A 25,007-nucleotide genomic window follows, 5' to 3' on the forward strand; every position below is an offset into this window, starting at 1 on the left:
CGGGCGGGGCCGGCCGGGCCGGGCCGCTCGGCGCCACGAGCGGCCCGGTCTGCCGGTGCCGGAACCGGGCCGGCCGGCGGCTGCCACCGCCGATCACCGGAGCCCGTCAGGAGCGGGGCGGGTGCCGCCCCGAGCGGCGCCGGGGCGGGGGAGCCGCGACAGCGCCGGAACAGTGAAGACATTTGAAAACCTGGGAAGGTTCTAAACCTGGCCCACGCCAGCGTCAAGGGATGGTGCGGAAGTTGCCGACAAATCTTGAACTGGACGACGAACTCGAAAGAACCCCAGGAGAGTTCATCCTTCCCGGGACGCGCAGCGGTCGCGATCCGGCCCGCTCGATCCGGCGCGGCCCGAGCCGGCTGCCCGCCGAGGTGGTGGCCGCCACCCAGCGCGACCGGCTGCTGGACGGGGTGGTCCATACGGTGGCCGCACACGGCTACGCCGGGGCCCGGGTGAGCGACATCTGCCGGGCCGCGGGGGTGACCAGGCCGGTCTTCTACGAGCAGTTCAGCGGCAAGGAGGAGGCCTTCCTGGCCGCCCACCGGCACGGCACCGCGGTGGTGATCCGCCGGATGGAGGAGGCCTTCGCGGCCCAGTGCGACTGGTGCGACGGCCTGCACGCGGCGCTGCGGGTGGTGCTGGCGATCCTGGCCGAGGTGCCCGCGTTCGCCACGGTCGCGGTGGTCGAGGTGGACGCGGTGGGTCCGGCCGGGCGGCTGGTGCGCGAGCAGTTCCGGGTGCGGATGCGGCGGTTGTTCACCGGGTGTCCGGTGCCGCCGCCGGGGGTGTCGGGGGAGCTGCTGGTGGACTCGGTGGTGGGCGGGGTCTACTCCACCATCTACCGCACCATCGCGGCCGGCCGCCACGACGAACTCCCGGACCTGCTCCCGAGCTTGGCGCACTTCGCGCTGGCCGCCTTCCTCGGGCCGGCCGTAGCCGCGGACCGGGTGGCCCGGGCCGAGGCGGCCGGGGCGGGCTGGCGGAGACCGCTGCTGCCGTGCGCGGTGGAGGACTCGGCGGTGCGGTCGGCAGCTGCGCCGGCGCGGCCGGTGGTTCCGCGCGCGAACTCTTGACCCTCCGGATACCCCGAGGTAACTTCCAGTCAGCTCTCATGCTACGGGTCTGGATCATCAAATCCCCTGCCAGGGACGCAACTTGATCGATGATGAGCTGCCCGCCGCAGACGCTGTCCGCGCCAGGACGACATGCCGATGCGATCACGGATCCCCCACTACCTCCCTGGAGCATTCATGGATCGGTCCGAAGAGCTGGGCGTGGTGCCGGACGGCCCCGAGCCGCAGTCCGCAGAGCCGCCGCGCCGCGGCCGGGTCCGGCTGCGCCGGGCCGCCCTGATGGCGATTCCGGCCTGCGTGGCCGGCGGCGTCCTGATGGTCATGACCGCGCAGGGGGTGCTGGCCGCCCAGTTCGCCATCTCCGGCCTGCCCTTCACGGTGACCGCGACCAATCTGGACGGTCACGGGTTCGAGCAGTACGGCGACATGGACCACATGATCCCGCACAGCCCGAACCAGGGGCACACCGGCGGACAGGTGCTCGTGGCGGTCTCGGCGATCAAGACCGCCACGCTGTCCAACCTGTGCCAGAGCGTCAACCTGGGCGGCATCAACCTGAAGATCACCGCGGGTGGCGGCTCCTCGCCGGTCCAGGCGACCAACCTGACCACCGACTCCGACGTACTCTCCGGCGACGCCTCGTTCACCAACATCGAGATCGGCAACGACGCCAGCACCTTGGACAAGGCGGGAGTCCAGGGCCGGCCGGGCGTCTTCGGCCAGCAGGCGGACCGCGTCGTCATCCAGAACCTGCGGCAGAACAACTGGGCCACCACGGCCGGCTCGTTCACGCTCCCCGGGATGCACCTGAGCTTCAGCGGTACGGGCTGCTGAGGATGACGGACGCCCCGACGGCGGGGGCGGCCGAGCCCCCGCCCGAGCCCCCGGTGCCCGTCGCCGAGCCGGCGGGCACCCCGGTCCCCGCGGCTGCGGGGGAAAGCACGCCCGACCTCGCCCTCGCCGCGATCGCGGCGGTCACCGCGGAGCCCGCCGTCGAGACCGGCCCGCCGCCGACCGCCGCGCTCGAGGTGACCTCGGCCGCGCCTGCCTCGGTCGCGCCCGCCCCGCTCGCGCCCGTCCCCCTCGCGGCGACCCCGCTCGCGGTGACCCCGCGACGGTCCTTCCGGGCCTGGCGCGATCGGCGTCCGTTCTGGGGTGGTCTGCTGGTCACCCTGGCCGGCGGCGAGATCCTGTTCACCGAGAAGGCCCCGCTGGGGGTGGTCCTGCACATCGGGATGCAGGGCCTGGCCGGCTACCTGGTCCCGCTGGTGCTGCTGGTCTGCGGGCTGCTGCTGCTCTTCAACCCGGCCCAGCGGCTCTTCTACTCGATCCTGGCGGTGCTGCTCACCCTGACCACCTGGGTCACCTCCAACCTGGGCGGCTTCCTGCTGGGGCTGCTGCTGGGCCTGATCGGCAGCTCGCTGGCCTTCGGCTGGCTGCCCGACCAGCCCGCCCGCCGCCGGGTGTTCCGCCGCGACCGCTCCGCCGCTCCGGTCCGCTAGGACAGGGCGGGCCGGGGTGGTTCCCACCCGTCCCACCCGTCCCGTTAGAGCATTCGCGTGACCCAAGCTGAGAATCCTGCCCGATTTCGGGCAGGATTCTTTGTCATTTCAGACGCTCAGCCTAGGATCACTCTCCGTGCCCAGTTCGCCCCAGTCGCCCCAGCCCCTCTACTCGGACCTGCTCGCCCACCTCACCCGCACCAGCGTGCTGGGGCCCGGGGAGGCGGCCCGGGTGGTGGCCGAGGTGCTCGCGTACTTCTCCGAGACCACGGCGGAGTTCGTCCAGCGGCGGCACGGCGAACTCCAGTCCCGCGGCCTGACCAACGACCAGATCTTCCAGCGGATCGCCGAGGAGCTGCCCGCCCGCCGGGTGGTGGCCCCCGAGCTGTCCGCCCGGCAGCTGCGGCGCATCGTCTACGGCTGACCGTCCACCGGCCGACCGTCCACCGACTGATCGTCCACCGCCGGCGGGCCCCCGTCCGGCGCGCGCCCCGGCGGGACCGACCGTCGGCACCACCACTCTCAGCACCACCACCCTCAGCACCACCGTCCACCCTCAGGTCAACCTTCAGGAGACCCAGCAGCATGTGCGGAATCGTCGCCTACATCGGTCCCAAGGACGCCACCCCCTTCCTGCTCGAGGGCCTGCAACGCCTGGAGTACCGCGGCTACGACTCGGCCGGTGTGGCGGTCACCGGCAAGGGCGGCGGCCTCAAGCTGCGCAAGGCCAAGGGCCGGGTCGCCGACCTGGCGGCCTCGGTGCCGGCCCGCTTCAAGGGCACCACCGGCATCGGCCACACCCGCTGGGCCACCCACGGTGAGCCGAGCGACGCCAACGCCCACCCGCACCTGGACAACGCCGGCCGGTTCGCCGTGGTGCACAACGGCATCATCGAGAACGCCGACCAGCTGCGCGCCAAGCTGACCGCCGAGGGCGCCGTCTTCGCGTCGGAGACCGACACCGAGGTGCTGGTCCACCTGGTCGCCGCGCACAGCACCGAGGGGGCCGAGCTGGAGGACGCGGTGCGCGCCGCGCTGGCCCTGGTGGTCGGCACCTACGGCATCGCGGTGGTGGACGCCGAGCAGCCGGACCGGATCGTGGTGGCCCGCAACGGCAGCCCGATCGTGCTCGGGATCGGCGAGAAGGAGATGTTCGTCGCCTCCGACGTGGCCGCGCTGGTCCGCTACACCCGTCAGGTGGTGCACCTGGAGGACGGCGAGCTCGCGGTGGTCCGGGCCGACGGCTTCAGCACCTTCACCGAGGACGCGCGGCCGACCAACCGCCAGCCCTCCACCGTGGACTGGGAGATCGACTCCTACGACACCGCCGGCCACTCGCACTTCCTGATCAAGGAGATCCACGAGCAGCCGAGCGCGGTCGAGCGGACCCTGAGCGGCCGGCTGGACGAGCGCTTCGCCACCGCGCACCTGGGCGGTCTCAACATGGACGCCCGGGAGCTGCGCGACATCCGCCGGGTGAAGATCATCGGTTGCGGGTCCGCCTACTACGCCGGGCAGATGGGCGCCCAGCTGATCGAGGAGCTGGCCCGGATCCCGGCCGACAGCGAGCCCGCCTCGGAGTTCCGCTACCGCAACCCGGTGATCGAGGCCGACACCCTCTACGTGGCGGTCAGCCAGTCCGGCGAGACCTACGACACGCTGGCCGCGGTGCAGGAGGTCAAGCGCAAGGGCGGCCGGGTGCTCGGCGTGGTCAACACGGTCGGCAGCGCGATCGCCCGGGCCTGCGACGGCGGCATCTACCTGCACGCCGGTCCGGAGATCTCGGTGGCCTCGACCAAGGCGTTCACCTCCACCGTGGTCGCCTTCGCGCTGCTGGCGCTGCACTTCGGCCGGATCAACGACCTCTCGCCGGCCGACGGCCGCCGGATCGTCGACGGCCTCAAGGCGCTGCCCGGCCAGATCCGCGAGATCCTGGAGCAGGAGAAGGAGATCGCCGAGCTGGCCGCCGAGTACGCGAACTGCCAGGGCATGATGTTCATCGGCCGGGTGCGCGGCTACCCGGTGGCCCGGGAGGGCGCGCAGAAGCTGAAGGAGATCAGCTACGTGCACGCCGAGGCCTACCCGGCCAGCGAGCTCAAGCACGGTCCGCTGGCCCTGATCAGCCCCGAACTGCCCACCGTGGCCCTGGTGCCGGACGACGAGCTGCTCGACAAGAACCTCACCACGCTGGGCGAGATCCGGGCCCGGGCCGGCCGGGTGCTGGCCGTCGCCCACCGGGCGCCCGACGCCAAGCTCGCCAACCACAGCGTGCTGGTGCCGAAGAACGAGCCCGAGCTGGACCCGCTGCTGCTCAACATCCCGCTCCAGCTGCTGGCCTACCACGCCGCGGTCGCCCTGGAGCGGGACGTGGACAAGCCGCGCAACCTGGCCAAGTCGGTCACCGTCGAGTAGTCGGCAGTCGGCAGTCGGCCCGGTGGACGGCAGGGCCGCTGCCGTCCGCCCACGGGCAGGGCCGCTGCCGTCCGCCCACGGGCAAGGGCCCCTGCCGTCCGCCGACGGCAGGGGCCCCGGGACGACGGCTCAGGTCAGGTGGACCGAGGCGTCGTCGATCAGGAAGGCGGTCTTGCCGCTGCTGGAGCGGGCGGACAGCCTGATGCCCACCGTGGAGCCGAACTCCTTGGCCACGTACGGCGTGAGGTCGAAGGACTGGTACCGGTAGCCGTTGGTGGCGTCCAGGTTGCTCCAGGTGTGTACGGCGCCGATCTCGGCGCCGCTGTACTGGTCGTAGAGGATCAGCGTGAGGGTGTCGCCGGCGAAGTCGGTCGGCGGCGCGGTGCTGTCGGAGGCCGATCCGGTGATGTTCAGCCAGAAGGAGAGCGTCATCCTGGTGTAGCCCGGAGTGGTCTCCACCCACTGGGTGATCGAGTCACTGGGGTTCTGGCCCAGCCACGCGTAGCCCGAGCCGCTGTGCGGGGCGTGCGCGCTGGACGGCGTGATCAGGTTGTAGCCCGAGGCGTTCCAGGCGCCGTGGTCGGCGGTGCCGTTCTCGAAGCCCGGGTCGATGAGCTGCTCGATCGGCTGGCAGCCGACCTGCGGGCCCGGGAAGAAGCCCCACCAGAAGCTCTGGCTCTGCGCGTTGCCCCGGTCGTCGGCGCCGGTCACGGTGACGCGCTGCCAGCCGTTGGCGTTGCTGCGCCCGGTGATCCGGCCGGTGGCCGGGTCGATCGACAGCCCGGCGGGCAGGCCGGTGGCGCCGTAGCGGATCGGCCGGCCGGCGGCGTCGGAGGCGAGCACGGCGTAGTCGACGGGTACGCCCCGCTGCGCGGTCTGGTCGCAGGGTTTGGTCACCAGCAGCGCCGGGTTGGTGACCAGCGGGTCGTTGCCCATGCACAGGTGGTCGTAGTCGGACCACATGGTCTGGACCGGGAAACTCCCGGTGGCCAGCGGCAGGTTGAACATCCCGCCGTTCGCGCCGACCGGGATCCAGGAGCACTTGTCGCCGATCTCCTGCCCGGTGGCGTCCGTCCAGGCGCCGATCGGGTTCTGGTCGGTGATGGTCTCGGCGTACTCGTGGCCGCCGATGATCCCGTAGCCGTCGAGGCGGCCGCGCGCACCGGGGTTGATCCAGTTGGTGCCGCAGTCCGGGACGTCGGTCAGGTAGGGCATCAGGGTGTAGGCGAGGGTGCCGTAGGAGCTGCGCGTGAAGGTGTGCCAGGCGCAGTAGCCCAGCTCCTTCCACTTGTCGCTGTCCTCGCCCTGCGGGGTGTTGATGACGTACTGGACGTTGCGGTTCTGGTTGGCGCCGGTGTTGCCGAAGTGCCGGGCGGCGGCGAGCACTTCGGCCGCGATCTGCGGCTCGGTGGCGGCCTGCGGGGACGGCGCGGCGTTGTCCACCCAGACCCCGGCCAGGGTGTGACCCGGCACGGGGTAGCCGACGTGGTTGGCGCCGGCGGGGCAGGAGACGCTGCCGGTGGCGATCCCCTCGCAGTACTGGGTCATCACCTTGGACCAGGTGTCGGTGCTGCTGCCCAGCCCCTTGAAGAACTCCTGCTGGTAGGGGGCGGCACTGTCCGGGTCGCCGGTCAGCGTGGTGTCGCCGGTGCCCGGGTCGGTGCCGGCCGAGCCCCACTGACTACCCCAGTACACCAGGTAGACCTCGGGCGGGCCGGTGGTGACGCCGATGCTGTCCTGGCTGCCGCGGTAGGTCATCTGCAGGTCGTAGTTGTTGCGGGTGGAGCCGTGCCCGGTCGGGCCGGCGGCCGCGGCCTGCTGGGCGGCGTGGGCGGCGGCGTTGGGCATGGCGTGCGGATGGGTGGTGCCGAGCTGGACCCAGGCGCCGTCGAGCTGCTGCCAGCCCTGGTCGGCCGGGTGGGCAGCGGCGTCGGAACCGGCCGACGGGGTGGGGGAGGTGAGGGTCTGTGCGTTCGCGGTGCCGGTGAATCCTGCTGCGGTGACCGCGAGCGCGAGGCCTGCGAGCAGCAGGCGTCGGGCCCGGCCGCCGAGCGGAGTACGGACTGTGGGCACAGGGGGTTCCTGACTCTCTGTGAGGGATGGGAGTGCGACAGTGCCAGCTGACTGTGCAATGACACATGTCACCCATCACAGAGGTCAAGACTCGTGCATCGGATTTTGGGAATTTTCGTTGGAAGCTGTTCGTTCGTGTGTGGTCACCCGCGTGCGGCCACCCGCGCGTGGTCACTCGAGTGCGGCCACTACTGCCCGGACAGCGCGAAGGCGGCGTTCACCAGCGCCACGTGGCTGAACGCCTGCGGGGTGTTCCCCAGGTGGCGCCCGGTCAGCGGGTCCCACTCCTCGGCGAGCAGCCCCAGGTCGTTGCCCAGTCGCACGGTCCGGTCGAACAGCTCCCGCGCCTCGTCCGCCTCGCCGATCGTGGCCAGCGCCTCCGCCAGCCAGAACGAGCAGGCCACGAAGGCCCCTTCGCGCCCGCGCAGCCCGTCCGGGGTGGTGGCCGCGTAGCGCCGCACGAAGCCCCCGTGGTCCAGCCCGTCCCGCACCGCCGCCACCGTGCGCCGCACCCGCGGATCGTCCGGCGGCAGGAACCCGGTCTTCGCCACGAAGAGCGTGGCGGCGTCCAACTCCCGTGAACCGTAGGCCTGGACGAAGACCCCGAGGTCCGGGTCGTAGCCGTGTGCGCAGACGTCCCGGTGCACCGCCGCCCGCAGCGCCCGCCACTGCTCGACCGGCGCGGGCAGCCCGGTCGCCTCGGCCAGCCGCACCGCGCGGTCCGCCGCCACCCAGCACATCACCTTGGAGTGGGTGAAGTGCCGCCGCTCGCCGCGCACTTCCCACAGTCCCTCGTCCGGCTCCCGCCAGTGCTCGGAGAGGTAACCGAGCAGTGCCTTCAGCAACCCCCAGACCTGCCGCTCCATCGGCACCCCGGCGCTGAACGCCAGGTGCAGGGTGTCCAGCACCTCGCCGTAGACGTCGAGTTGGAGCTGGCCGACGGCCGCGTTGCCGAACCGCACCGGCGCCGACCCGGCGTAGCCGGGCAGCCATGAGGCCTCGGCCTCCGGCAGTCCGCGCTCGCCGGCCACCCCGTAGACGGCCTGCAGGTCCCCGGGGTCGCCGGCGATCGCCCGAAGCAGCCAGCGCCGCCAGGCCGCCGCCTCCTCGCGGAAGCCGCCGCGCAGCAGGGCCGCCAGGGTCATGCTGGAGTCGCGCAGCCAGCAGTACCGGTAGTCCCAGTTCCGCTCGCCGCCCAGCACCTCGGGCAGCGCGGCGCTCGGGGCGGCCACGATCCCGCCGGTCGGCGCGTAGGCGAGGGCCTTGAGGGTGATCAGCGAGCGCAGCACGGCCTCCCGCGAGGGCCCCCGGTACCGGCAGCCGGCCGCCCAGTCCTGCCAGCGCGCGGTGGTCTCGTGCAGCTCCCGCGCGGGGTCGACCCGCCGGGCGCCGGTGCGGTGCGAGGGCTGCCAGGTGAGGGTGAAGGCCACCGCCTGGCCGGCCCGCACGGTGAACTCGGAGCGGGTCGCGCCGTCCTGCCCGAAGGTGTGCACGCCGGTGGGCACCCGCAGCCAGGCCGAGTCGGGGCCGGCCACCGCCACCCGGTGGTGGTCGGTGCGGCGCACCCAGGGCACCACCCGCCCGTAGTTGAACCGCAGCCGCAGGTCGCCGGCCAGCGGCACCTGCCCGGCCAGCCCGGTGACGATCCGGATCAGCCGCGGGTCGCGCTCGCGCTGCGGCATGAAGTCGGTCACCAGGACCGCGCCGTCCGGGCCCTGCCAGCGGGTCTCCAGCACCAGGGTGCCGGGCCGGTAGCTGCGGGTCGCGCGGTAGCCGGGGGCGGCGGGAGCCAGCCGCCAGTGGCCGTGCCGCTGGTCGCCGAGCAGGGCGGCGAAGCAGCTGGGGGAGTCGAAGCGCGGCAGGCAGAGCCAGTCGACCGAACCGTCCCGGCCGACCAGCGCGGCGGTCTGCAGGTCGCCGAGCAGGGCGTAGTCCTCGATCCGTCCTGCCATGCCGCCATTGTCCGCCGGTATTCTCGGCTCCGGTATTCGCGTGCCCGCCGGTGGACGACCGCCGGTATTCGCGGTGCCCGCCGGTATTCGCCATGTCGCAGGTCGCGCTGTTCGCACAGCGAACACCCTGATCGTGACGGTCTCGGGGGCTTCTCGGGACGGGGTCGAGCCGGTTGCAGTCACGCTGCGCTCATAGGATGATCTATGTGCCTCTTGTCTATTTCTGTGTCGGAAGGGGTCCCTGATGCGGCGACCTCCGTGGGTGCCCGCGGGTATGGATCTTGACCGGCCGGCGGCGGCCCGGGTGTACGACTACTACCTGGGTGGCTCGCACAACTTCGCGGCCGACCGCGAGATGGCCCGCGAAGCGATCAAGATGTGGCCCGACCTGCCGCGGATCATGCGCGCCAACCGGGCCTTCCTGCGCCGCGCGGTCACCTTCCTGGCCGAGCAGGGCTACACCCGCTTCCTGGACGTCGGCTCCGGCATCCCGACCTTCGGCGCCGTGCACGAGGTGGCCCGCGAGATCCAGCCGGACAGCCGGGTGGTCTATGTGGACAAGGACCCGGTCGCGGTCGCGCACAGCCGCCTGCTGCTCCAGGACGACCCGCTCTGCACGGTGGTCGACGCCGACCTGACCGACCCGGTCGACCTGCTCGCCCGCCCCGAGGTGGCCGCGCTGCTCGGCGAGGGCGAACCGGTGGCGCTGCTGCTGGTCGCGGTGCTGCACTTCGTCACCGACGAGCAGGACCCCGAAGGGATCATGCGCACGCTGCGCGAGGCCCTGCCGCAGGGCAGCGCGCTGGCCATCTGCCACGCCTCCGCGGAGGGCCGCCCGGACCAGACCGTGACCCACCAGGACCTGTACAGCAAGACGCCCACCCCGCTGACCATGCGCACCGTCGAGCGGATCACCGGCCTCTTCGACGGCTTCGAGCTGGTCGAGCCCGGGGTGGTCTACCTGCCGCAGTGGCGCCCGGACGAGCCGGCCGCCGTCGGGGAGCACCCCGAGCGGATGGTCGGCGTGGTCGGCGTGGGGCGCCTGACGTGACCGCCCCTCCGCCGGCCGGCGACAGAGCCCTGGCCGCACCTGCTCCCGCTGAGGCGGGTGGCTCGCCGGGCGCCCCCGCGCCCGAGTCGGTCGTCGCCCGTGGCCCCGACCCGGAGCAGTGGGCGAGCCTGCTGCGCAGCAGCCAGGGCGCCGCGATGCACCCCGGCGCCCTGAACCGCCTGGTCACCCGCAGCCTGGAGCTGCTGCAGCTCGCCGGCGCGACCACCCCGCTGGACGCCGGCCCCGCCGCCGAGGCCGGCGCGCTGCTGGTCGAGGCCCACTTCACCGACCCCGACCTGCTCTCCCGCGCCATCGCCCTGCTGGCCGGCGGCAGCGATGGCGGCGGTGGCGGTGGTGGCACCGGCCGCACAGGCCGCACTGGTGGCAGCGGTGGCAGCGGCGGTCACGCCGAACTGGCCGGCGCCTTCGCCGCCGGCTGGGCCGCCGCGCTGCGCGAACGCACCCTGCAGGAGCAGGAGGCCATCCGGCTGGCCGCCGACAGCGCCCGGCGCGAGGCCGAGCGGGCCCTGCGCGAGTCCGAGGCCCGGTTCCGGGCGCTCTTCGAGAGCGCCGCGATCGGGATCGGGATCGGCGACGTCGAGGGCAACATCCTGGCGGTCAACAAGGCGCTGCAGGACATCTTCGGCGCCCGCCCCGAGGACATGCAGGGCCGCCGGGTCAACGACCTGGTACACCCCGAGGACACCCCCGGCGTCTGGGAGGCCTACGCCGAGCTGGTCAGCGGCAAGCGCGAGCACTTCTCCTTCGACAAGCCCTACTACCGCCAGGACGGCGAGGTGGTCTGGACCCACCTGACCGTCTCGCTGATCCGCGACGACGACGGCACGCCGGTCTACCAGGTGGCGATGCTGGAGGACATCACCGACCGCTACCGCCTCCAGGAGCGGCTGCGCCACCAGGCCACCCACGACCCGCTGACCGGCCTGCCCAATCGCTCGGCCTTCTTCGAGCGGCTGGAGGCGATCTTCGAGGCGCCCGAGCCCGGCGCCCGGTTCGGCCTCTGCTACGTCGACCTCGACGGCTTCAAGGTGGTCAACGACTCGCTCGGCCACGAGATGGGCGACCAGCTGCTGTCCGCCGTCGCGCTGCGCCTGGAGGCCGCGCTGCGCCCGCTCGGCCACCTGGTGGCCCGGCTCGGCGGCGACGAGTTCGTGGTGCTCCTGGAGGACTGCCGCGGCGAGCAGGAGGCGGTGGCGGCGGCCAAGACCGTGCTGGCCTCGCTCGCCAAGCCGGTGCCGATCGACGGCCACCGCCTGGCGATCGGCGCCAGCGTCGGCGTGCTGGAGCGACCGGTGGCGGCCACCACGCCGATGGCCGCGGTGCGGGCCGCCGACCTGACCCTGTACCGGGCCAAGGAGGAGGGCCGCGGGCGCTGGACGCTCTTCGACCCGCAGCGCAACGCCCGCTCGGTCAGCCGGTACGCCGTCTCGGTGCGGATGCCGGTGGCGCTCGACCGCGGCGAGTTCTTCATCGACTACCAGCCGCTCTGCGCACTCGCCGACGGCTCGCTCAACGCGGTCGAGGCCCTGGTCCGCTGGCGCCACCCGCAACTGGGCGTGCTCGGCCCCGACGAGTTCATCGGCACCGCCGAGGAGACCGGCCTGATCATGCCGCTCGGCCGCTGGGTGCTGGAACAGGCCTGCGGCCAGGCCGCCGACTGGGTCCGCCGCTTCGGCGACCGGGCCCCCCAGGTCAACGTCAACCTCGCGGTGCGCCAGGTGCGCAACGCCGGCCTGGTCTCGGACATCGACCGGATCCTGCGGGACACCGGTCTGGAACCCAAGCGGCTCCAGCTGGAGATCACCGAGAGCGCCGTCTTCGGCCCCAAGGACGAGTCGCTGCGCGCCCTCAACTCGCTGGTGGACATGGGCGTCTCGCTCGCCGTCGACGACTTCGGCACCGGCTGGTCCAACCTCGCCTACCTGCGCGACCTGCCGGTCTCCGGCCTGAAGATCGCCGGCTCCTTCGTCAGCGACCTCAAGGAGTCCGGCCGGGAACAGGTGCTCGGCTGGCGCATCGTGGGCGGCCTGGTCTCCCTGGCCCACAACCTGGGGCTCACGGTCACCGCGGAGGGCGTGGAGAACGCCGACCACGCCGACCGCCTCCGCTCCATGGGCTGCGACCGCGCCCAGGGCTGGCACTTCGGCCGCCCGATGCGCCCCGAGGAGATCGCCAAGCGCATCATCGCGGGAGGCGGTGGGGACGGGGCTTAGGAGGGGGCGGCGTCCCGTCGATGCGGCTGGCGCCGGGGTACCGCCCCGCCCCGCATGTCTCCATGCCTCGGGGTGTCCTCGTGGGTGAGGGTAAACCCCTGGGCAAATAGTCTGGTATGCCCTGATAATCCCTTGACCCTCCGTGAGCAGGGTGCCCATGATGGGGCCCTGGTACCGCAATCGTGCAGGGGCGGCTCGCGGGGAGCGGGGCGTGCGCGGGTGCGGCGGGCGTCCGGGGGCGGCGGGGAAGCAGGCGGGGAGTCACCGGGGGAGCAGGGGATCGCCCGAAGCAGGCCAGCAGTCAAGGGCTCGCGGCTGCGCCGCGCAGCCTTCGCGCGCCGCCGAAGGGGCAGCCCGTCATGAGTGTCCCCGTCATGAAGTCCGCAAGCCCGACCACCCCGCCATGAACACCACCCCGCCCGGCAACACCGCCCCGCCGCGCCGCCGCTTCACTGGCGCTCGGCCGGTCGCCGGCCGGGCAGTGCCCGGGGGTCCTGAGGCCCCTGGCCCCGAACTCCCCCTTTTCGGGGGAGCGATGAACGGCCCCGACCGGCGCACCGCGGTGGCCTGCCCCCGCCTTGCCGCCCGCGACTCGCTCGGCACACCCGCCGGGACCGTCGCGTCGGAACCGGTGATCCGGTGGGTGTCACGCCCCCCGGTCGGTTCCGGCTCGCTGGGTTCCGGTGGTGGCGCGCCGGCGTTGGTGCGGCTGCGCGGGCACCTGCTCGGACCGGTCGACACCGGCGGCACCCGGAGCCCCGAAGCCCGGATGCGCCGCGCGCCGGTCGCCGCCGCCCATCGCATCGAGTCACCGCACTCCCCCGACCCACCACACTCCCTCCAGCCACCGCAGTCCCCGGTGCGCGCCCGAGTCGGGCCGGGCGCGCCCGGGAGCGCGCGGGTCCATGACGTACCCCGGTGGGGTGTGCCGTGACCGCGGTGCCGGTGCTGCTCTACCACGCGGTGCAGGACGACCCGCCGGACTGGATCGCGCCGCTCACCGTCACGCCGCGGGCCTTCGCCGAGCAGTTGGCCCGGCTCGGCGACAGCGGTCGTACCGTGGTTCCGCTGCGCCGGCTGGTCGCCGCTCAGCGCGGTGGGCACCCGTTGCCGGAGCGGGCGGCGGTGCTCACCTTCGACGAGGGCTTCGCCGACTTCTACTGGACGGTGTCACCGGCGCTGGCCGAACGGGACCTGCCGGCCACCCTCTTCGTCACCACCGGCGCGGTGCACGTGCCCGGCGAGCCGCCGGGCGGCAGTCTGCTGCCACCGGCCGAGATGCTGACCTGGCGTCAACTCACCACACTGGACGCGCTCGGCGTCGAGATCGGCGGTCACTCACAGACCCACCCGCAGCTCGACGTGCTGCCGGGCCGGCGCGTCTCCGCCGAACTGATCCGCTGCAAGGCCGAGTTGGAGGAGGCGCTGGGGCACCAGGTCAGTGCCTTCGCCTATCCGCACGGCTACTCCAGCCTCGCGGTGCGGCGCCGGGTGCAGGATGCCGGCTGGACCTGTGCCTGCGCGGCCACCGGTGCGTTCAGCTCGGCGGCCGACGACCCGCTGCGGATCGCCCGCCTGGTGGTGCGGGCCGATACCGCCCCCGAGCACTTCCAGCGCTGGCTGGACGGCTACGGTGCCCCGGTCGGCACCGAGCCCGACCGGCTGCGCACCCGCGGTTGGCGGCTCTACCGCCGCCTGCGTGGCGTCGGTCGTGGGTCTGCCGGCCGCGCGGGAGCCGGCCCCGCTGACCGGGGGTGGTAGCGGCTGCCACCGGATCCGCCGCGCCCGGGAACACCTTCGCGAGCATGCCCGGCCCCGTCGTGGCGCTGTTGTCAACGATTTCGTTGGTCATAGACTCGGGCGATGACGCGGAACACTGAGGAGACTCGGCGCAAGCTCAAGGCGGCGGCGACCGAGGAGTTCGCCGCCTTCGGTCCGCACGGCACCACGGTCGACCGGATCGCCAGGCGTGCCGGGGTCAACAAGGAGCGGCTCTACAACTACTTCGGCGACAAGGAGCAGTTGTTCGCCACGGTGCTCTCGGACGAGCTCGCGAAGATCGCCGCCGCCGTCCCGCTGGCGTCCATCCGGGTCGACGACATCGGCGACTTCGCTGGTCGCACCTTCGACTACCACGCCGAACACCCGCACCTGGTTCGACTGTTGCACTGGGAGGGCCTGGCGTTCGACCGGGCGGTCCCGGAGGAGCCGGCCCGCACCGGGCACTACCAGCAGAAGGTCAAGGCCCTGCTGGACGCCCAGGCGTCCGGCTCGGTCACCGGTGAGGTCGACGCCGCGCACTTCGTCTTCCTGCTGCTCGCGATCTCGGCCTGGTGGTTCGCGGTGCCGCAGATCGCCCGGATGCTCTCGGGTGCGGAGGCCCGGGACGACGCCGCGGAGCGGGCCCGGCAGCGCGAGACCGTGGTCTGGGCGGCCCGCAGGCTCGCCGAGTCGCTGGAGCGGGGGAAGGAGTAGGCGCAGGACCAGGACCAGGACCAGGAGTAGAGAGCCGGGCTGCCCGCCGGGTCAGACGCTCACCGGCTGCTGCGCGGGCTCGGGTGGCGGACGGCGCGCGCGGTGGCCCGGGTCAGCTGGGCCAGGGCGGTCAGGGGGTCGGCGCCCGGCACCGCGAGGACGGCCAACAGGGCCTCCGTCTCCGGTGGTTGGAAGAGCGGCTTGCACTGCGGGCAGCCGCCGGGGCGGTGCCCGATCAGCCGGCCGACCGCCTCCGCCAGCCCCGCCTGGTGGCGCCGCCGCAGCACCGGCACCCCGCCCGAGCGCAGCTCCGGCGCGCCGTTGCCGGGGGCGAGGCCGAGCCGGGCCCAGCGGAGCAGCGCCAGGTCGGCTCGCCCGGCGCCGACCGCCAGCGCAGGCGGGCCCGCCGCGCCGTCGTCCGCCACGCCTGTGCCCCGTCCCCGCCCCTCGCCACCCCGTCCCCGCCCCTCGCCACCCCTGCCAGAGTCCTCGGCCGAGCTCAGCAGGCGTAGCAGGGTGCGGACCCCGCCGCTCGGGTCGGTGCCGCGGGGCAGGAAGTCGGTCTCGGACGCGCCCTGCACCACCGTGTACCACCGGTCCACCGCCCGGTCGGCGAGCAGCCGGTCCACCGCCGCCGCGGGTAGCCGGGTCCGCCGCGCCCCGTCCCCGACCGAGGCGCGCACGCACCAGCGCCCCGCGGGGTCGACCCGCACTCCGGGCAGTTCGGCCAGCCGGGCCCGCAGGGTGCCCGCCTCGGCGGCGCGCCAGCCGGGCGGCAGCCGCTCCTCGACCAGCCCGTGGGCGGCGTCCAGGCAGCGGGCCCCGTACTCGGCCACCCCGCCGGGCAGTCGGTAGGCGGCGCAGCGGTCGCGCAGTTCGGGCAGCGGGCGGCCGGTGGCGAGCAGCACCCGGCAGCCGTGCGCCCGCAGTGCGCGGAGCGCGAGCATGCCCTGCGGGGCGGCCGCCGGGAAGCCGAGCGCCTCGCTCTCCAGCACCCCGTCGACGGTCAGCACGCACCACGGGCCGGGCGGCGGTGCGCCGGGGCCGTCCAGGTCGGCCAGGTAGACGCCGGCCAGGAACCGCTGCACGATCCGGGCCTTGGCTCGGCGGGCGACGGCCGCCGCCACCGGCGGGCCGAGTCCGGCGGCGGCCAGCCGTTCGGCGTCCCAGACGTGGACCAGGCGCAGCAGGCACCAGCGGGCGTCCGGGATCCGCTCACCGGTGAGCCGGGCGAAGGCGGTGCGCAGTTCGGCGGCGCGCTCGGCGGTGGCGGAGCGGCCGGCCAGTTCCGCCACGGTGCCGTTCGGCTCGGCGGTGACGGCCAGGTCGTCGGCGGCGCCCGCCAGGTCGAAGGCGGCGTCGTAGCCGGCCAGGTCGCGGAGGCTGAAGGCGCCCTCGGCGAAGTCGGTCTTGCGCCAGCTGCCCGCGGCGGCGGCTGCCCACTGCTCGGGGCGGGTGCGGCCGTCGACCACGCAGGGTTGCCGCGTGGTCAGCACGGCGCGGGCCAGCGGGTGCAGCAGGGTGGGCCGTAGCGCGGGGTCGAGCCGGCCGAGGGCGGGGGCCAGCAGCTCGGCGGCGACCTCCCAGACCGGTCGGCGGCCGGCCAGTGCGGGCGACCGGTCGAGCGGGACCGCCAGCCGGTCCTGCCGCACGGCGGTGTAGCGGGCGATCTGCCAGACCGTCACCGGCTCGGCCGGGTGCTCCTCGCCGGGCAGCCGCTCGCGCAGCAGCACGCCGTCGGCGAAGCCGTGGACCCGCGGCACCAGGTCGGGCAGCCGGGCGGCGACCTCGGCCGTGTGCGCGCCCAGGTAGCCCACGCCCACCCACTCGGCGCGCAGCGGCAGGGTGCGGGTGCGGCCGTCGGGCTCGGCGACCTCGGCGGTGAGCGGGACGGCCAGGTGGTGCGCCCGGCAGGGCGGGCCGGGGTCGGCCGGGGCGGCCAGGTGGAGCAGGCGGCCGGGTGCCAGCAGCCGGGCCACCGTCCGGGCCAGCGCCGGTGGCCGGAGCAGTGCGCGGGCCCGCCAGGCCGTGCCGGGCAGCACCCGGCAGGGGTAGCGGGCCAGGGCCGGCGGCACCTCGGCGGTGTCCGTGAAGCAGGCGAACAGCGGCACCACCGAGGCCCGGTCGAAGCCGGCCCGCTCGGCCCGGGCGGCGACGGCGGCCAGCGACCCGCCGGTCAGCGGCGGGTCGGCGACCAGCAGCAGGGTGCCCCCGGCGGCGCGCAGCCGGCGCAGCTCGGCGGCCCGTCCGGGCAGCGTCGGCAGGCCGGGGCGGGTGGTGGCGCAGTGCACCGCGCGGTAGCCGAGGCGGCGCAGCGTGACGGCGACCAGCGGGGCCAGGTAGCTGCCCGCGGTGCGCACCCCGAGGACCAGCAGCGGGCGTTCCCGCGCCGGGTGGTCGGCGGCGAACAGCTCGGCCAGTGCCACCAGGTCGTCGGGGTGCAGGTCGAAGCCGGCGAAGCAGCCGGGCGGGCGCAGCAGCCCGGCCGGTGGGCGGCCGGCGGTGGCCCGGTGCAGCAGTTCGGTGAGCGCGGCCGCCTCCGGGGACGGCGCCACCGCGGAGCCGTCCGGCCCCCGCCCGTCCAGGACCCGCTCCGCCAGGGCCTCCGCCAGCGTGCCCAGCGCCGTGCAGCGGGCCAGCGCGGCGCGGCGGGCGGGGGTGCGTCCGGTGGCGGCGCCGGCCAGGTCGAGGCCGTCGCGGGCGAACTCGCCGGCGGTGCGGGCGAGCGGGTGGCCGGCCTGTTGGGTCAGCCGGTCGGCGAGCCGGCGGGGCGACCGGTCGACGCCCTGCAGCCGGTCCTCGGCCAGTTGGCCGGCGCCGGCGCAGAGCAGGTAGGCGTCCAGCCAGTGGCCGCGGTCGACGGCGGCGCGCAGTCGGGCGGCGAGTTGTCCGAAGTCCGCGTGCAGGTCGAGCGGCGGTTCGGCGGGGGAGCGGGTGGGGGTGCCGGGGACGCGGGGGCCCGGGCCCTCGGCGGTGCCGGGGCCGGCCGGTGCCGGTGCGTCGTCGCTCATCGTGCTGGCCCCCACGGTGGCTGAGAACCCCCGACATTCTACCCAGACGGCGCATACCGGGCCAGGGCTGGAGCCGGGATCGGGCACGGCCGGGGTCCCGGCTCAGTGGTGCACGCACTCTTGACACGTAGTCATGTCCGCGCCAAATTTGCGGAACCGCACCCCAACTCGCGGTACCGCACTCGGGATCCACCCCCCCACGACAAGGAGTCCCCTGTGAAGAAGTCCCTCCTCGGCGCGCTGGCAGCGACCCTGCTGGGCGCCGCGAGCGCCGCCGGCACCCTGGCCGGCGCGGCGCCCGCCCAGGCCATCGCCCAGCCGGTGCCGGGGGTCCCCACCCAGCACCTGGCCGTCGGCCGCGCGGGCTCGGTCGGCTTCGCCGGCACGGTCGCGCTGGACGACTGCTCCGGCTCGCTGATCCGCCTGCCCAACTCGCAGCCCACCGACCCCGCCCTGGTGATGACCAACGGCCACTGTCTGGAGAGCGGGATGCCGGACCCGGGCCAGGTGATCGTGAACCAGCCCTCCAGCCGCAGTTTCACGCTGCTGGACGACTCGGGCAACGGCATCGGCACGCTGACCGCCAGCACGGTGGTGTACGCCACCATGACCAACACCGACGTGACCCTGTACCAGCTGCCGAACAGCTACGCCGACATCCAGCAGCAGTACGGCATCAACCCGTTGACCCTCTCGGCCGACCACCCGGTGGCCGGCAGTCCGATCGAGGTGGTCTCCGGCTACTGGCAGGCCACCTACTCGTGCTCGATCGACGGCTTCGTCTACCAGTTGGACGAGGGCAGCTGGGTGTGGAAGGACTCGGTGCGCTACACGCCCCAGTGCCAGACCATCGGCGGCACCTCGGGCTCCCCGGTGATCGACACCGACACCGGGCTGGTGGTGGCGGTCAACAACACCGGCAACGAGAACGGCGAGCAGTGCACGGTGGACAACCCGTGCGAGGTCGACCAGAGCGGCAACGTCACCGTCCACCAGGGCACCAACTACGCCGAGGAGACCTACGAGATCCCGGCCTGCTTCGACCCCGGCAACCAGCTCGACCTCAACCTGCCCGGCTGCACGCTGCCCCAGCCGCAGTAACGCCCGGGCCCGGCCCGGGCGACCCGGCGCCTGGCAGCACCACTCGGCAGCACCGCTCGGTACCACCGCCCGAGGGCAGCCTCAGGCGGTGGTGCCGAGCATGCGCAGGACCAGGTCGGCGTAGCGGGCGCCGAGTTGGTCGGGGGTCTCGCTGCTGCGCTCGTTGTACCAGCGGGCCACGTCGATGCCCAGCGAGGTGACCGCGCGGGCGGTGGTGCGGGTCTCGGCGACGGTGAAGCGGCCGGCGGCCACGCCCTCCTCGATCAGCCGCATCACCGCGTCCTCGATCCGCCGGCGCAGCTCGGCCACCTCGGCGAAGTCCGCCTCCGGCAGCGCCCGCAGCTCGTAGTTGACGATCCGCCCGACCGTGTGGCCGCGGGCGTGCCAGGCGGTGAAGTCCTCGACCAGCCGGCGCATCCGGGCCACCGGGTCGGTGCCGTCGGCGACCGCGGCCTCGACCAGCGCCAGGGTGGCGGCGTGGCCGTTGCGGCTGATCTCGGCCAGCAGGGCGGCCTTGGAGGGGAAGTGGATGTAGAGCGCGGCGGGGCTCATCCCGGCGGCGGTGGCGATGTCCCGGGTGGTGGTGGCGTGGTAGCCGCGGGTGGCGAAGGAGTCGACGGCCGCGAGCAGCAGCCGGCGCGCGGCCTCGGGGCGCTCCCCGGGCCACAGGTCGGCGAGGTCCTGCGCGGTGGTCATGGTCGACATCCTCGCACGTGGATCGGACAGCTCCGGGTCGCGGCGGGCGGCCGGGTGCGGGGCGGCCCCGCGACGGAGGTCCGTGGTGGTTGACAGTGTGCCCGGTGACCCAGATGCTAAGCAAGCGCTTAGTTACTCGCGAGTCGCGATCACCGCACGGATCACCCGATCACCGCACGGATCACATGAGGACCGCCATGACGCTTTCGTTCAAGGGACAGGTGGCGCTGGTCACCGGTGCGAGCCGGGGCATCGGCCTGGGCATCGCCCGTGAGCTGGTGGACCGCGGGGCCCGGGTCTGCATCACCGCCCGCAACCCGGAGCCGCTCGCCGAGGCCGTGCGCGACCTGGGCGGACCCGACCACGCGCTCGGCGTGGCCGGCAAGGCCGACGACCCCGGGCACCAGCAGGACGCGGTGGCCCAGGTGATGGCCACCTTCGGCCGGCTCGACCTGCTGGTCAACAACACCGGGATCAACCCGATCTTCGGCCCGATCCTGGACACCGACCCGGCCGCCGCCGCCAAGATCTTCGCGGTCAACGTGCTCGCCCCGCTGGGCTGGACCCGCCTCGCCCACCAGGCCTGGATGGGCGAGCACGGCGGCGCGGTGGTCAACGTCTCCTCGATCGCCGGGCTGCGCACCTCGCCCGGCATCGGGATGTACGGGGTCAGCAAGGCCGCGCTGAGCCGCCTCACCATGGAGCTGGCCGGCGAGCTGGGCCCGGGGATCCGGGTGAACGCGGTGGCTCCGGCGGTGGTGAAGACCAAGTTCGCCGAGGCGCTCTACCAGGGCCGCGAGGAGGAGGCCGCCGCGCCCTATCCGCTGAAGCGGCTCGGGGTGCCGCAGGACGTGGCCGGCGCGGTCGCCTTCCTGCTCTCCGACGCCGCGGCCTGGATCACCGGGCAGACCCTGGTGGTCGATGGCGGCGTGACCATCGGCGGCGGCCTGTGAGCGGGACGGCGGTGGCGTCCGGCACCCGGGTGGTGGTCACCGGCGCCGGCGGCGGCATCGGTGCCGCACTGGCCGAGGCGTTCGCCGCCGCCGGGGCCGAGGTGGTGGTCAACGACCTGGACGCGGCGGCGGCCCGGGAGGTCGCGGCCCGGATCGGCGGCCACCCGGTGCCCGGCGACGCGGCGGGCCGGGACGGCGTGGCGGCGCTGATCGAGGCGGCCCGGGCCGAACTGGGCGGCGGCATCGACGTCTACTGCGCCAACGCGGGCGTGGCGCCCGGCGGCGGGGCCGACGCGCCGGAGCAGTCCTGGGCGGCGGCCTGGGAGGTCAACGTCATGGCGCACGTGCGCGCCGCCGAACTGCTGCTGCCCGAGTGGCTGGAGCGCGGCGCGGGGCGGTTCGTGGCCACCGTCTCGGCGGCCGGGCTGCTCACCATGCTCGGCTCGGCGCCGTACTCGGTCAGCAAGCACGGCGCGCTGGCCTTCGCCGAGTGGCTCTCGGCCACCTACCGGCACCGCGGGGTCAGGGTGCACGCGCTCTGCCCGCAGGGCGTGCGGACCAGGATCCTGGAGGAGTCCGGTGCGGTGGGCCGGGCGCTGCTCGCCGACGGCGCGCTGGAGCCGTCGCAGGTCGCGGCCGAGGTGCTGCGGGCGATCGGCGAGGAGCGCTTCCTGGTCCTGCCGCACCCGGAGGTGGCGGGGTACTACGCGCACCGGGCGGCCGACCCGGACGGCTGGTTGGTGGGGATGAACCAGTTGCAGCGCAAGCTGGTGGACGGGCTGGAGCCGAACGTGGAGGGCACGCAGTGAAGGCTTGGCAGGTCGGCGAGTTGGGGCTGCCGCGCGAGGTGATGCGGCTGGTCGACGAGGTGCCGGAGCCGGTCGCCGGCGACGGGCAGGTGCTGGTCAGGGTGCGGGCGGCCGCGGTCAACTTCCCGGACGCACTGATGTGCCTGGGGATGTACCAGGTGAAGCCGCCGCTGCCGTTCACCCCGGGCGTCGAGCTGTGCGGTGAACTGCCGGACGGGCGCCGGGTGATCGGCAACCCGGTGGCCGGCACCGGCGCCTTCGCCGAGTACGCCCTGTTGGACGGGCGGGCGCTCTTCCCGGCCCCGGACGCGCTGGACGACGCGGAGGCGGCCGCGCTGCACATCGGCTACCAGACCGCCTGGTTCGCGCTGCACCGGCGGGCCGCGCTGCGCCCGGGGGAGACCCTGCTGGTGCACGCCGCGGCCGGTGGGGTCGGCAGCGCGGCGGTGCAGCTCGGCAAGGCGGCCGGTGCCACCGTGATCGGGGTCGTCGGCGGGGCCGAGAAGGCCGCGGCGGCCCGGGAGCTGGGCTGCGACCTGGTGGTGGACCGGAAGGCGGCGGGTGAGGCCGGGGACTTCGTGACTCAGGTCAAGGCGGCCACCGGTGGGCGCGGCGCGGACGTGGTCTTCGACCCGGTCGGCGGTGACGCCTACACCGGCTCCACCAGGTGCGTCGCCTTCGAGGGCCGGATCGTGGTGGTCGGCTTCGCCAGCGGCACCATCCCGACCCCGCCGCTCGGCCACGCGCTGGTGAAGAACTACTCGGTGCTGGGCCTGCACTGGGGTCTGTACAACACCAAGGACCCGGCCGCGGTGCACGCCGCGCACGAGGAGCTGACCAAGCTCGCCGCCGCCGGGCTGGTCCGCCCGCTGGTCAGCGAGCGGCTGCCGCTGGGCGCGGCCGCGGATGCGGTCCAGCGGGTCGCGGAGGGCTCCACCACCGGGCGGCTGGTGCTGCTGCCGTAGCGCGGGGTCGGCGCAGGTGTGTCAGCCGAGCTGCTCCCGGGCCGCGGCGGTGATCTGCTCGCGGAGCCAGGCGTGCGCCCCGTCGCTGTCGTAGCGGCGGTGCCATGCCTGGGAGATGGGCAGCGGGGGCAGCTCGGCGGGGATCTCGAAGCTGTGCAGGCCGAGCGCGGCGACGGCCGAACGGCACAGGCGCTCGGGCACCATGGTGGTCAGCCCGGTGCCGGGCAGCAGGAGCAGCGCCGCGGCGAAGGTGGGCGCGGCGGCCACCACGGTGCGGGTCAGGCCGTGTTCGGCGAGCACGTCGTCGACCGGGCCGCGCAGCCGGCCGCGCCGCCCGGCCACCACGTGCCGGGCGGCGGCGAACCGCGCCAGCGTCACGGTGCCGCGGGCCAGCGGGTGGTCCGGGGTCACCACCCCGACCTGATGGTCCGTCACCAGCGGTGCCACGCTGGTCTCCGGGCCGGCGCCGGCGATCACGCCGATCTCCAGGTCCGCCTCGCCGAGGCGCAGCGCCGCGTTGTCGCCGCTGGACTCGGGCAGGAAGCGCAGCACCACGCCCGGCGCGGCGCGGGCCACCCGGGTCAGCAGGGCGGGGCCGATGGCGTGCACCACCTCGTGGTGGGCGACCAGCGAGAAGGTGCGGCGCAGCGTGGCCGGGTCCGGTGCCGGGTCGCCGGTGAAGAGCGCCTGGGCCTCCTCCAGCAGCGCGCGCACCCGGGGTCGCAGGGCCAGCGCCCGTGGGGTGGGGACCAGTTGGTTGCCGGATCGGACCAGGACCGGGTCGCCGAGCGCCTTGCGGATCCGGCCGAGCGCGCGGCTGACGGCGGGCGCGGACAGGTGCAGCCGGGTCGCGGCGCCGGCCACGCTGCCCTCGGTGAGCAGGGCGTCGAGGGTGGTCAACAGGTTGAGGTCGAGGGTGCTGCGGACGTCGGGGCCGGGGTGGCCGACGGGGGCGCTCTCGCCGACGGGCAAGGCGTGGGGGTCGCTGGTGGGCACGGGCGCACGCTACCAGGGCCGGCGAGCGGAATGCGTTCGAGTAAATGACTGATTGCCGTATAGGCATTTGTATGCAATCCGCTGGCCTCCTACCGTGGAGGACATGGCCTCCACCACCACCTCACCCGCCCCGAGCCGGCTGCTGCTGCCGCTGCTCTGTGCCTGCGTCGTCCTCACCGTCGGCATGGTGGCGTCGATCAACCTCGCGATCCCCAAGATCGCGGCGAGCGCGCTGCACCCGTCCTCGGCCGGGCTGTTGTGGATCGTCGACTGCTACGTCATCGTCTTCGCCGGCCTGCTCATCCCCGCCGGCGTGCTCGGCGACCACTACGGCCACCGCCGGGCGCTGACCGCCGGACTCGCCGTCTTCACCCTCGGCGCCGGCGCGGCCGCCGCCAGCGGCACCGTCGGCGAGCTGATCGCGGCCCGGGTGGTGATGGGCGTCGGTGCGGCGCTGATCCTGCCGGCCACCCTCTCGGTGATCGTCGGCGCCATCGAACCGGCCCGCCGGCCGCACGCGATCGCCACCTGGGCCGCGATGACCGGCCTCGGCGGGGTGGCCGGCAACGCGGTGGGCGGCCTGGTGCTCCAGTTCCTGCCCTGGCAGGCGCTCTTCCTGGTGGTCGCGCCCATCTCGCTGCTGTTCTGCCGGCTCGCCGCCACCACCGTCCCGGACACCCCGCTGCGCGGCACCCGGCAGGACCCGGTCGGCGCCGCGCTGCTGACCGCCGCCCTGCTCGCACTGCTCTACGGCATCATCGAGGGCCCGGACAACGGCTGGGGTTCGCTGCCGGTGCTGACTGCCTTCGCCGCCGCGGCGGTGCTGCTGGCCGGCTTCGTCGGCTACGAGCTGCGCCACCCGCACCCGCTGCTCGACCCGCGGCTGTTCCGGCTGCCCAAGGTGCGCGCCGGCGCGCTGGGGATCGGCACCACGTTCTTCGGGATGTTCGCGCTCTTCTACGTCAACGCCCAGTACCTGCAGTACGTCAAGGGCTACTCGGTGCTCGCCACCGGGCTGGGGATCGCCCCGCTGGCGCTGGCCATGCTGCTGGTCTCCCGGCGCACCGTGCCGCTGGTGCGGCGGTTCGGGCCGCGGGCGGTGGCGATCTCCGGACTGCTGCTGGTCAGCGCCGGCCTGCTGCTGCTCTCGCTGGCCGACCGGCACACCCCGTACCCGCTGTACGCGCTCGCCCTGGTGGTGATGGCCGCCGGCGCCGGGCTCTCGATGCCGCCGCTCTCCACCGGGATCGTCGGCTCGCTGCCGCCGGAGCAGGCCGGGCTGGGCTCGGGGCTCAACAGCTCCACCCGGGAACTGGGCAGCGCCCTGGGCGTCGCGGTGGTCGGCACCGTGCTGAACGGCCGCTTCACCGGTGCGGTACCGGCCGGGCTGCGCGGCCCCGGCCACTCCACCGCGGACACCCTGGCGCACGCCGCCACCCTGGACCCGGCCGGGCGGGCCCAGGTGCTGGACGCCTTCACCCGGGCCATGGACACCGGCTTCCGGCTGGTGGCGGCCCTGCTGCTGGTGGCCACCGGCCTGGTCTGGCTCTGGTACCGGGAACGCCCCGCGCGGGCGGGCGGAGCGGTGACGGCGCAGCCGGCCCGGGCAGGCGCACCGGCCGAGCAGCCCGTACCCCCGGTCCGGGCCCGCTGAGCCGGGCCGGCTGCCCCGGGCCGGCCCGGCGGCGGGTCAGATCGGAAGAG

Annotated in this window: 19 protein-coding genes; 14 read left to right on the forward strand and 5 right to left on the reverse strand. The window is 74.3% G+C overall.

The annotated features are described in order from the left end of the window. Window positions 1-230: 230 nt before the first annotated feature. The 5 genes from ACQRUO_RS29800 (at window position 231) to glmS (ending at window position 4,987) form a co-directional block, all read left to right on the forward strand. On the forward strand, window positions 231-1,073 hold the full coding sequence (locus tag ACQRUO_RS29800; RefSeq protein ID WP_428319209.1) for a TetR/AcrR family transcriptional regulator: 843 nt from the start codon (window positions 231-233) through the stop codon (window positions 1,071-1,073). A 177-nt stretch (window positions 1,074-1,250) separates the two neighbouring features. Then, on the forward strand, window positions 1,251-1,907 hold the full coding sequence (locus tag ACQRUO_RS29805) for a DUF6230 family protein (protein WP_428319210.1): 657 nt from the start codon (window positions 1,251-1,253) through the stop codon (window positions 1,905-1,907). 269 nt (window positions 1,908-2,176) lie between these two features. After that, complete coding sequence (locus tag ACQRUO_RS29810) at window positions 2,177-2,575, forward strand: DUF6114 domain-containing protein (RefSeq protein ID WP_428319227.1); 399 nt, start codon at window positions 2,177-2,179, stop codon at window positions 2,573-2,575. A 136-nt stretch (window positions 2,576-2,711) separates the two neighbouring features. Next, the gene (locus ACQRUO_RS29815) at window positions 2,712-2,999 is read left to right on the forward strand and encodes a hypothetical protein (RefSeq protein WP_428319211.1); all 288 of its coding nucleotides are present in this window, start codon (window positions 2,712-2,714) and stop codon (window positions 2,997-2,999) included. Window positions 3,000-3,160: 161 nt separating this feature from the next. Further along, window positions 3,161-4,987: a glutamine--fructose-6-phosphate transaminase (isomerizing) gene (glmS, locus tag ACQRUO_RS29820; RefSeq protein ID WP_428319212.1), complete on the forward strand. Its 1,827-nt coding sequence runs from the start codon at window positions 3,161-3,163 to the stop codon at window positions 4,985-4,987. A gap of 129 nt (window positions 4,988-5,116) precedes the next feature. Here glmS and ACQRUO_RS29825 read toward each other — a convergent pair whose 3' ends face one another. Both ACQRUO_RS29825 and ACQRUO_RS29830 read right to left on the reverse strand, forming a co-directional pair. Further along, window positions 5,117-7,060, reverse strand: coding sequence for an Ig domain-containing protein (locus ACQRUO_RS29825; RefSeq protein ID WP_428319213.1), 1,944 nt, complete (start codon window positions 7,058-7,060; stop codon window positions 5,117-5,119). Between the two features lie 188 nt (window positions 7,061-7,248). Further along, window positions 7,249-9,012, reverse strand: coding sequence for a glycoside hydrolase family 15 protein (locus ACQRUO_RS29830; protein WP_428319214.1), 1,764 nt, complete (start codon window positions 9,010-9,012; stop codon window positions 7,249-7,251). 274 nt (window positions 9,013-9,286) lie between these two features. On the opposite strand from ACQRUO_RS29830, the gene ACQRUO_RS29835 reads away from it, so the two are divergent. The 4 genes from ACQRUO_RS29835 to ACQRUO_RS29850 all read left to right on the forward strand — a co-directional run bounded on the left by ACQRUO_RS29835 (window position 9,287) and on the right by ACQRUO_RS29850 (window position 14,772). Beyond that, window positions 9,287-10,063 carry an SAM-dependent methyltransferase gene (locus ACQRUO_RS29835; RefSeq protein ID WP_428319215.1) on the forward strand — a complete coding sequence of 259 codons (777 nt, stop codon included), beginning with the start codon at window positions 9,287-9,289 and terminating at the stop codon, window positions 10,061-10,063. After that, a complete protein-coding gene (locus ACQRUO_RS29840; protein WP_428319216.1) occupies window positions 10,060-12,297 on the forward strand; it encodes a putative bifunctional diguanylate cyclase/phosphodiesterase in 2,238 nt (745 codons plus the stop codon). Before ACQRUO_RS29835 ends, ACQRUO_RS29840 begins: the two co-directional genes overlap by 4 nt. Before the next feature lie 930 nt (window positions 12,298-13,227). After that, the gene (locus ACQRUO_RS29845; RefSeq protein ID WP_428319217.1) at window positions 13,228-14,058 is read left to right on the forward strand and encodes a polysaccharide deacetylase family protein; all 831 of its coding nucleotides are present in this window, start codon (window positions 13,228-13,230) and stop codon (window positions 14,056-14,058) included. Between the two features lie 102 nt (window positions 14,059-14,160). Next, a complete protein-coding gene (locus ACQRUO_RS29850) occupies window positions 14,161-14,772 on the forward strand; it encodes a TetR family transcriptional regulator (protein WP_428319218.1) in 612 nt (203 codons plus the stop codon). A gap of 59 nt (window positions 14,773-14,831) precedes the next feature. On the opposite strand, the gene ACQRUO_RS29855 is transcribed toward ACQRUO_RS29850, so the two are convergent. Beyond that, complete coding sequence (locus ACQRUO_RS29855; RefSeq protein WP_428319219.1) at window positions 14,832-17,783, reverse strand: hypothetical protein; 2,952 nt, start codon at window positions 17,781-17,783, stop codon at window positions 14,832-14,834. A gap of 216 nt (window positions 17,784-17,999) precedes the next feature. Between ACQRUO_RS29855 and ACQRUO_RS29860 the strand changes: the two genes are divergently transcribed. Beyond that, window positions 18,000-18,884 (forward strand): S1 family peptidase, encoded by an 885-nt coding sequence (locus ACQRUO_RS29860; protein WP_428319220.1) that lies wholly within the window; start codon window positions 18,000-18,002, stop codon window positions 18,882-18,884. 81 nt (window positions 18,885-18,965) lie between these two features. On the opposite strand, the gene ACQRUO_RS29865 is transcribed toward ACQRUO_RS29860, so the two are convergent. Next, entirely contained in the window at window positions 18,966-19,580 is a 615-nt protein-coding gene (locus ACQRUO_RS29865) for a TetR/AcrR family transcriptional regulator (RefSeq protein WP_428319221.1), read from the reverse strand. A gap of 197 nt (window positions 19,581-19,777) precedes the next feature. On the opposite strand from ACQRUO_RS29865, the gene ACQRUO_RS29870 reads away from it, so the two are divergent. From ACQRUO_RS29870 to ACQRUO_RS29880, 3 genes are read left to right on the forward strand one after another with little or no spacing between them, the layout of a single operon-like run. Next, window positions 19,778-20,533 (forward strand): SDR family oxidoreductase, encoded by a 756-nt coding sequence (locus ACQRUO_RS29870; RefSeq protein WP_428319222.1) that lies wholly within the window; start codon window positions 19,778-19,780, stop codon window positions 20,531-20,533. A gap of 11 nt (window positions 20,534-20,544) precedes the next feature. Next, window positions 20,545-21,342, forward strand: a complete 798-nt coding sequence (locus ACQRUO_RS29875) for an SDR family NAD(P)-dependent oxidoreductase (protein ID WP_428319223.1) — start codon at window positions 20,545-20,547, stop codon at window positions 21,340-21,342. After that, window positions 21,339-22,307 (forward strand): NADPH:quinone oxidoreductase family protein, encoded by a 969-nt coding sequence (locus ACQRUO_RS29880; RefSeq protein ID WP_428319224.1) that lies wholly within the window; start codon window positions 21,339-21,341, stop codon window positions 22,305-22,307. Before ACQRUO_RS29875 ends, ACQRUO_RS29880 begins: the two co-directional genes overlap by 4 nt. A gap of 21 nt (window positions 22,308-22,328) precedes the next feature. On the opposite strand, the gene ACQRUO_RS29885 is transcribed toward ACQRUO_RS29880, so the two are convergent. Further along, a complete protein-coding gene (locus ACQRUO_RS29885) occupies window positions 22,329-23,303 on the reverse strand; it encodes a LysR family transcriptional regulator (RefSeq protein ID WP_428319225.1) in 975 nt (324 codons plus the stop codon). 103 nt (window positions 23,304-23,406) lie between these two features. On the opposite strand from ACQRUO_RS29885, the gene ACQRUO_RS29890 reads away from it, so the two are divergent. Beyond that, window positions 23,407-24,957: an MFS transporter gene (locus ACQRUO_RS29890; RefSeq protein ID WP_428319226.1), complete on the forward strand. Its 1,551-nt coding sequence runs from the start codon at window positions 23,407-23,409 to the stop codon at window positions 24,955-24,957. Window positions 24,958-25,007: the final 50 nt, after the last annotated feature.

This window comes from Kitasatospora sp. LaBMicrA B282 (genome assembly GCF_050325825.1).
In the GTDB taxonomy this organism is placed as follows: Bacteria; Actinomycetota; Actinomycetes; order Streptomycetales; family Streptomycetaceae; genus Kitasatospora.

Bases quoted from the DNA above. Each gene is read 5' to 3' on its own strand.
- ACQRUO_RS29800 (WP_428319209.1), top strand. From the start codon at position 231: ATGGTGCGGAAGTTGCCGACAAATCTTGAACTGGACGACGAACTCGAA.
- ACQRUO_RS29805 (WP_428319210.1), top strand. From the start codon at position 1,251: ATGGATCGGTCCGAAGAGCTGGGCGTGGTGCCGGACGGCCCCGAGCCG.
- glmS (WP_428319212.1), top strand. From the start codon at position 3,161: ATGTGCGGAATCGTCGCCTACATCGGTCCCAAGGACGCCACCCCCTTC.
- ACQRUO_RS29830 (WP_428319214.1), bottom strand. From the start codon at position 9,012: ATGGCAGGACGGATCGAGGACTACGCCCTGCTCGGCGACCTGCAGACC.
- ACQRUO_RS29835 (WP_428319215.1), top strand. From the start codon at position 9,287: ATGGATCTTGACCGGCCGGCGGCGGCCCGGGTGTACGACTACTACCTG.
- ACQRUO_RS29850 (WP_428319218.1), top strand. From the start codon at position 14,161: ATGACGCGGAACACTGAGGAGACTCGGCGCAAGCTCAAGGCGGCGGCG.
- ACQRUO_RS29855 (WP_428319219.1), bottom strand. From the start codon at position 17,783: ATGAGCGACGACGCACCGGCACCGGCCGGCCCCGGCACCGCCGAGGGC.
- ACQRUO_RS29865 (WP_428319221.1), bottom strand. From the start codon at position 19,580: ATGACCACCGCGCAGGACCTCGCCGACCTGTGGCCCGGGGAGCGCCCC.
- ACQRUO_RS29870 (WP_428319222.1), top strand. From the start codon at position 19,778: ATGACGCTTTCGTTCAAGGGACAGGTGGCGCTGGTCACCGGTGCGAGC.
- ACQRUO_RS29890 (WP_428319226.1), top strand. From the start codon at position 23,407: ATGGCCTCCACCACCACCTCACCCGCCCCGAGCCGGCTGCTGCTGCCG.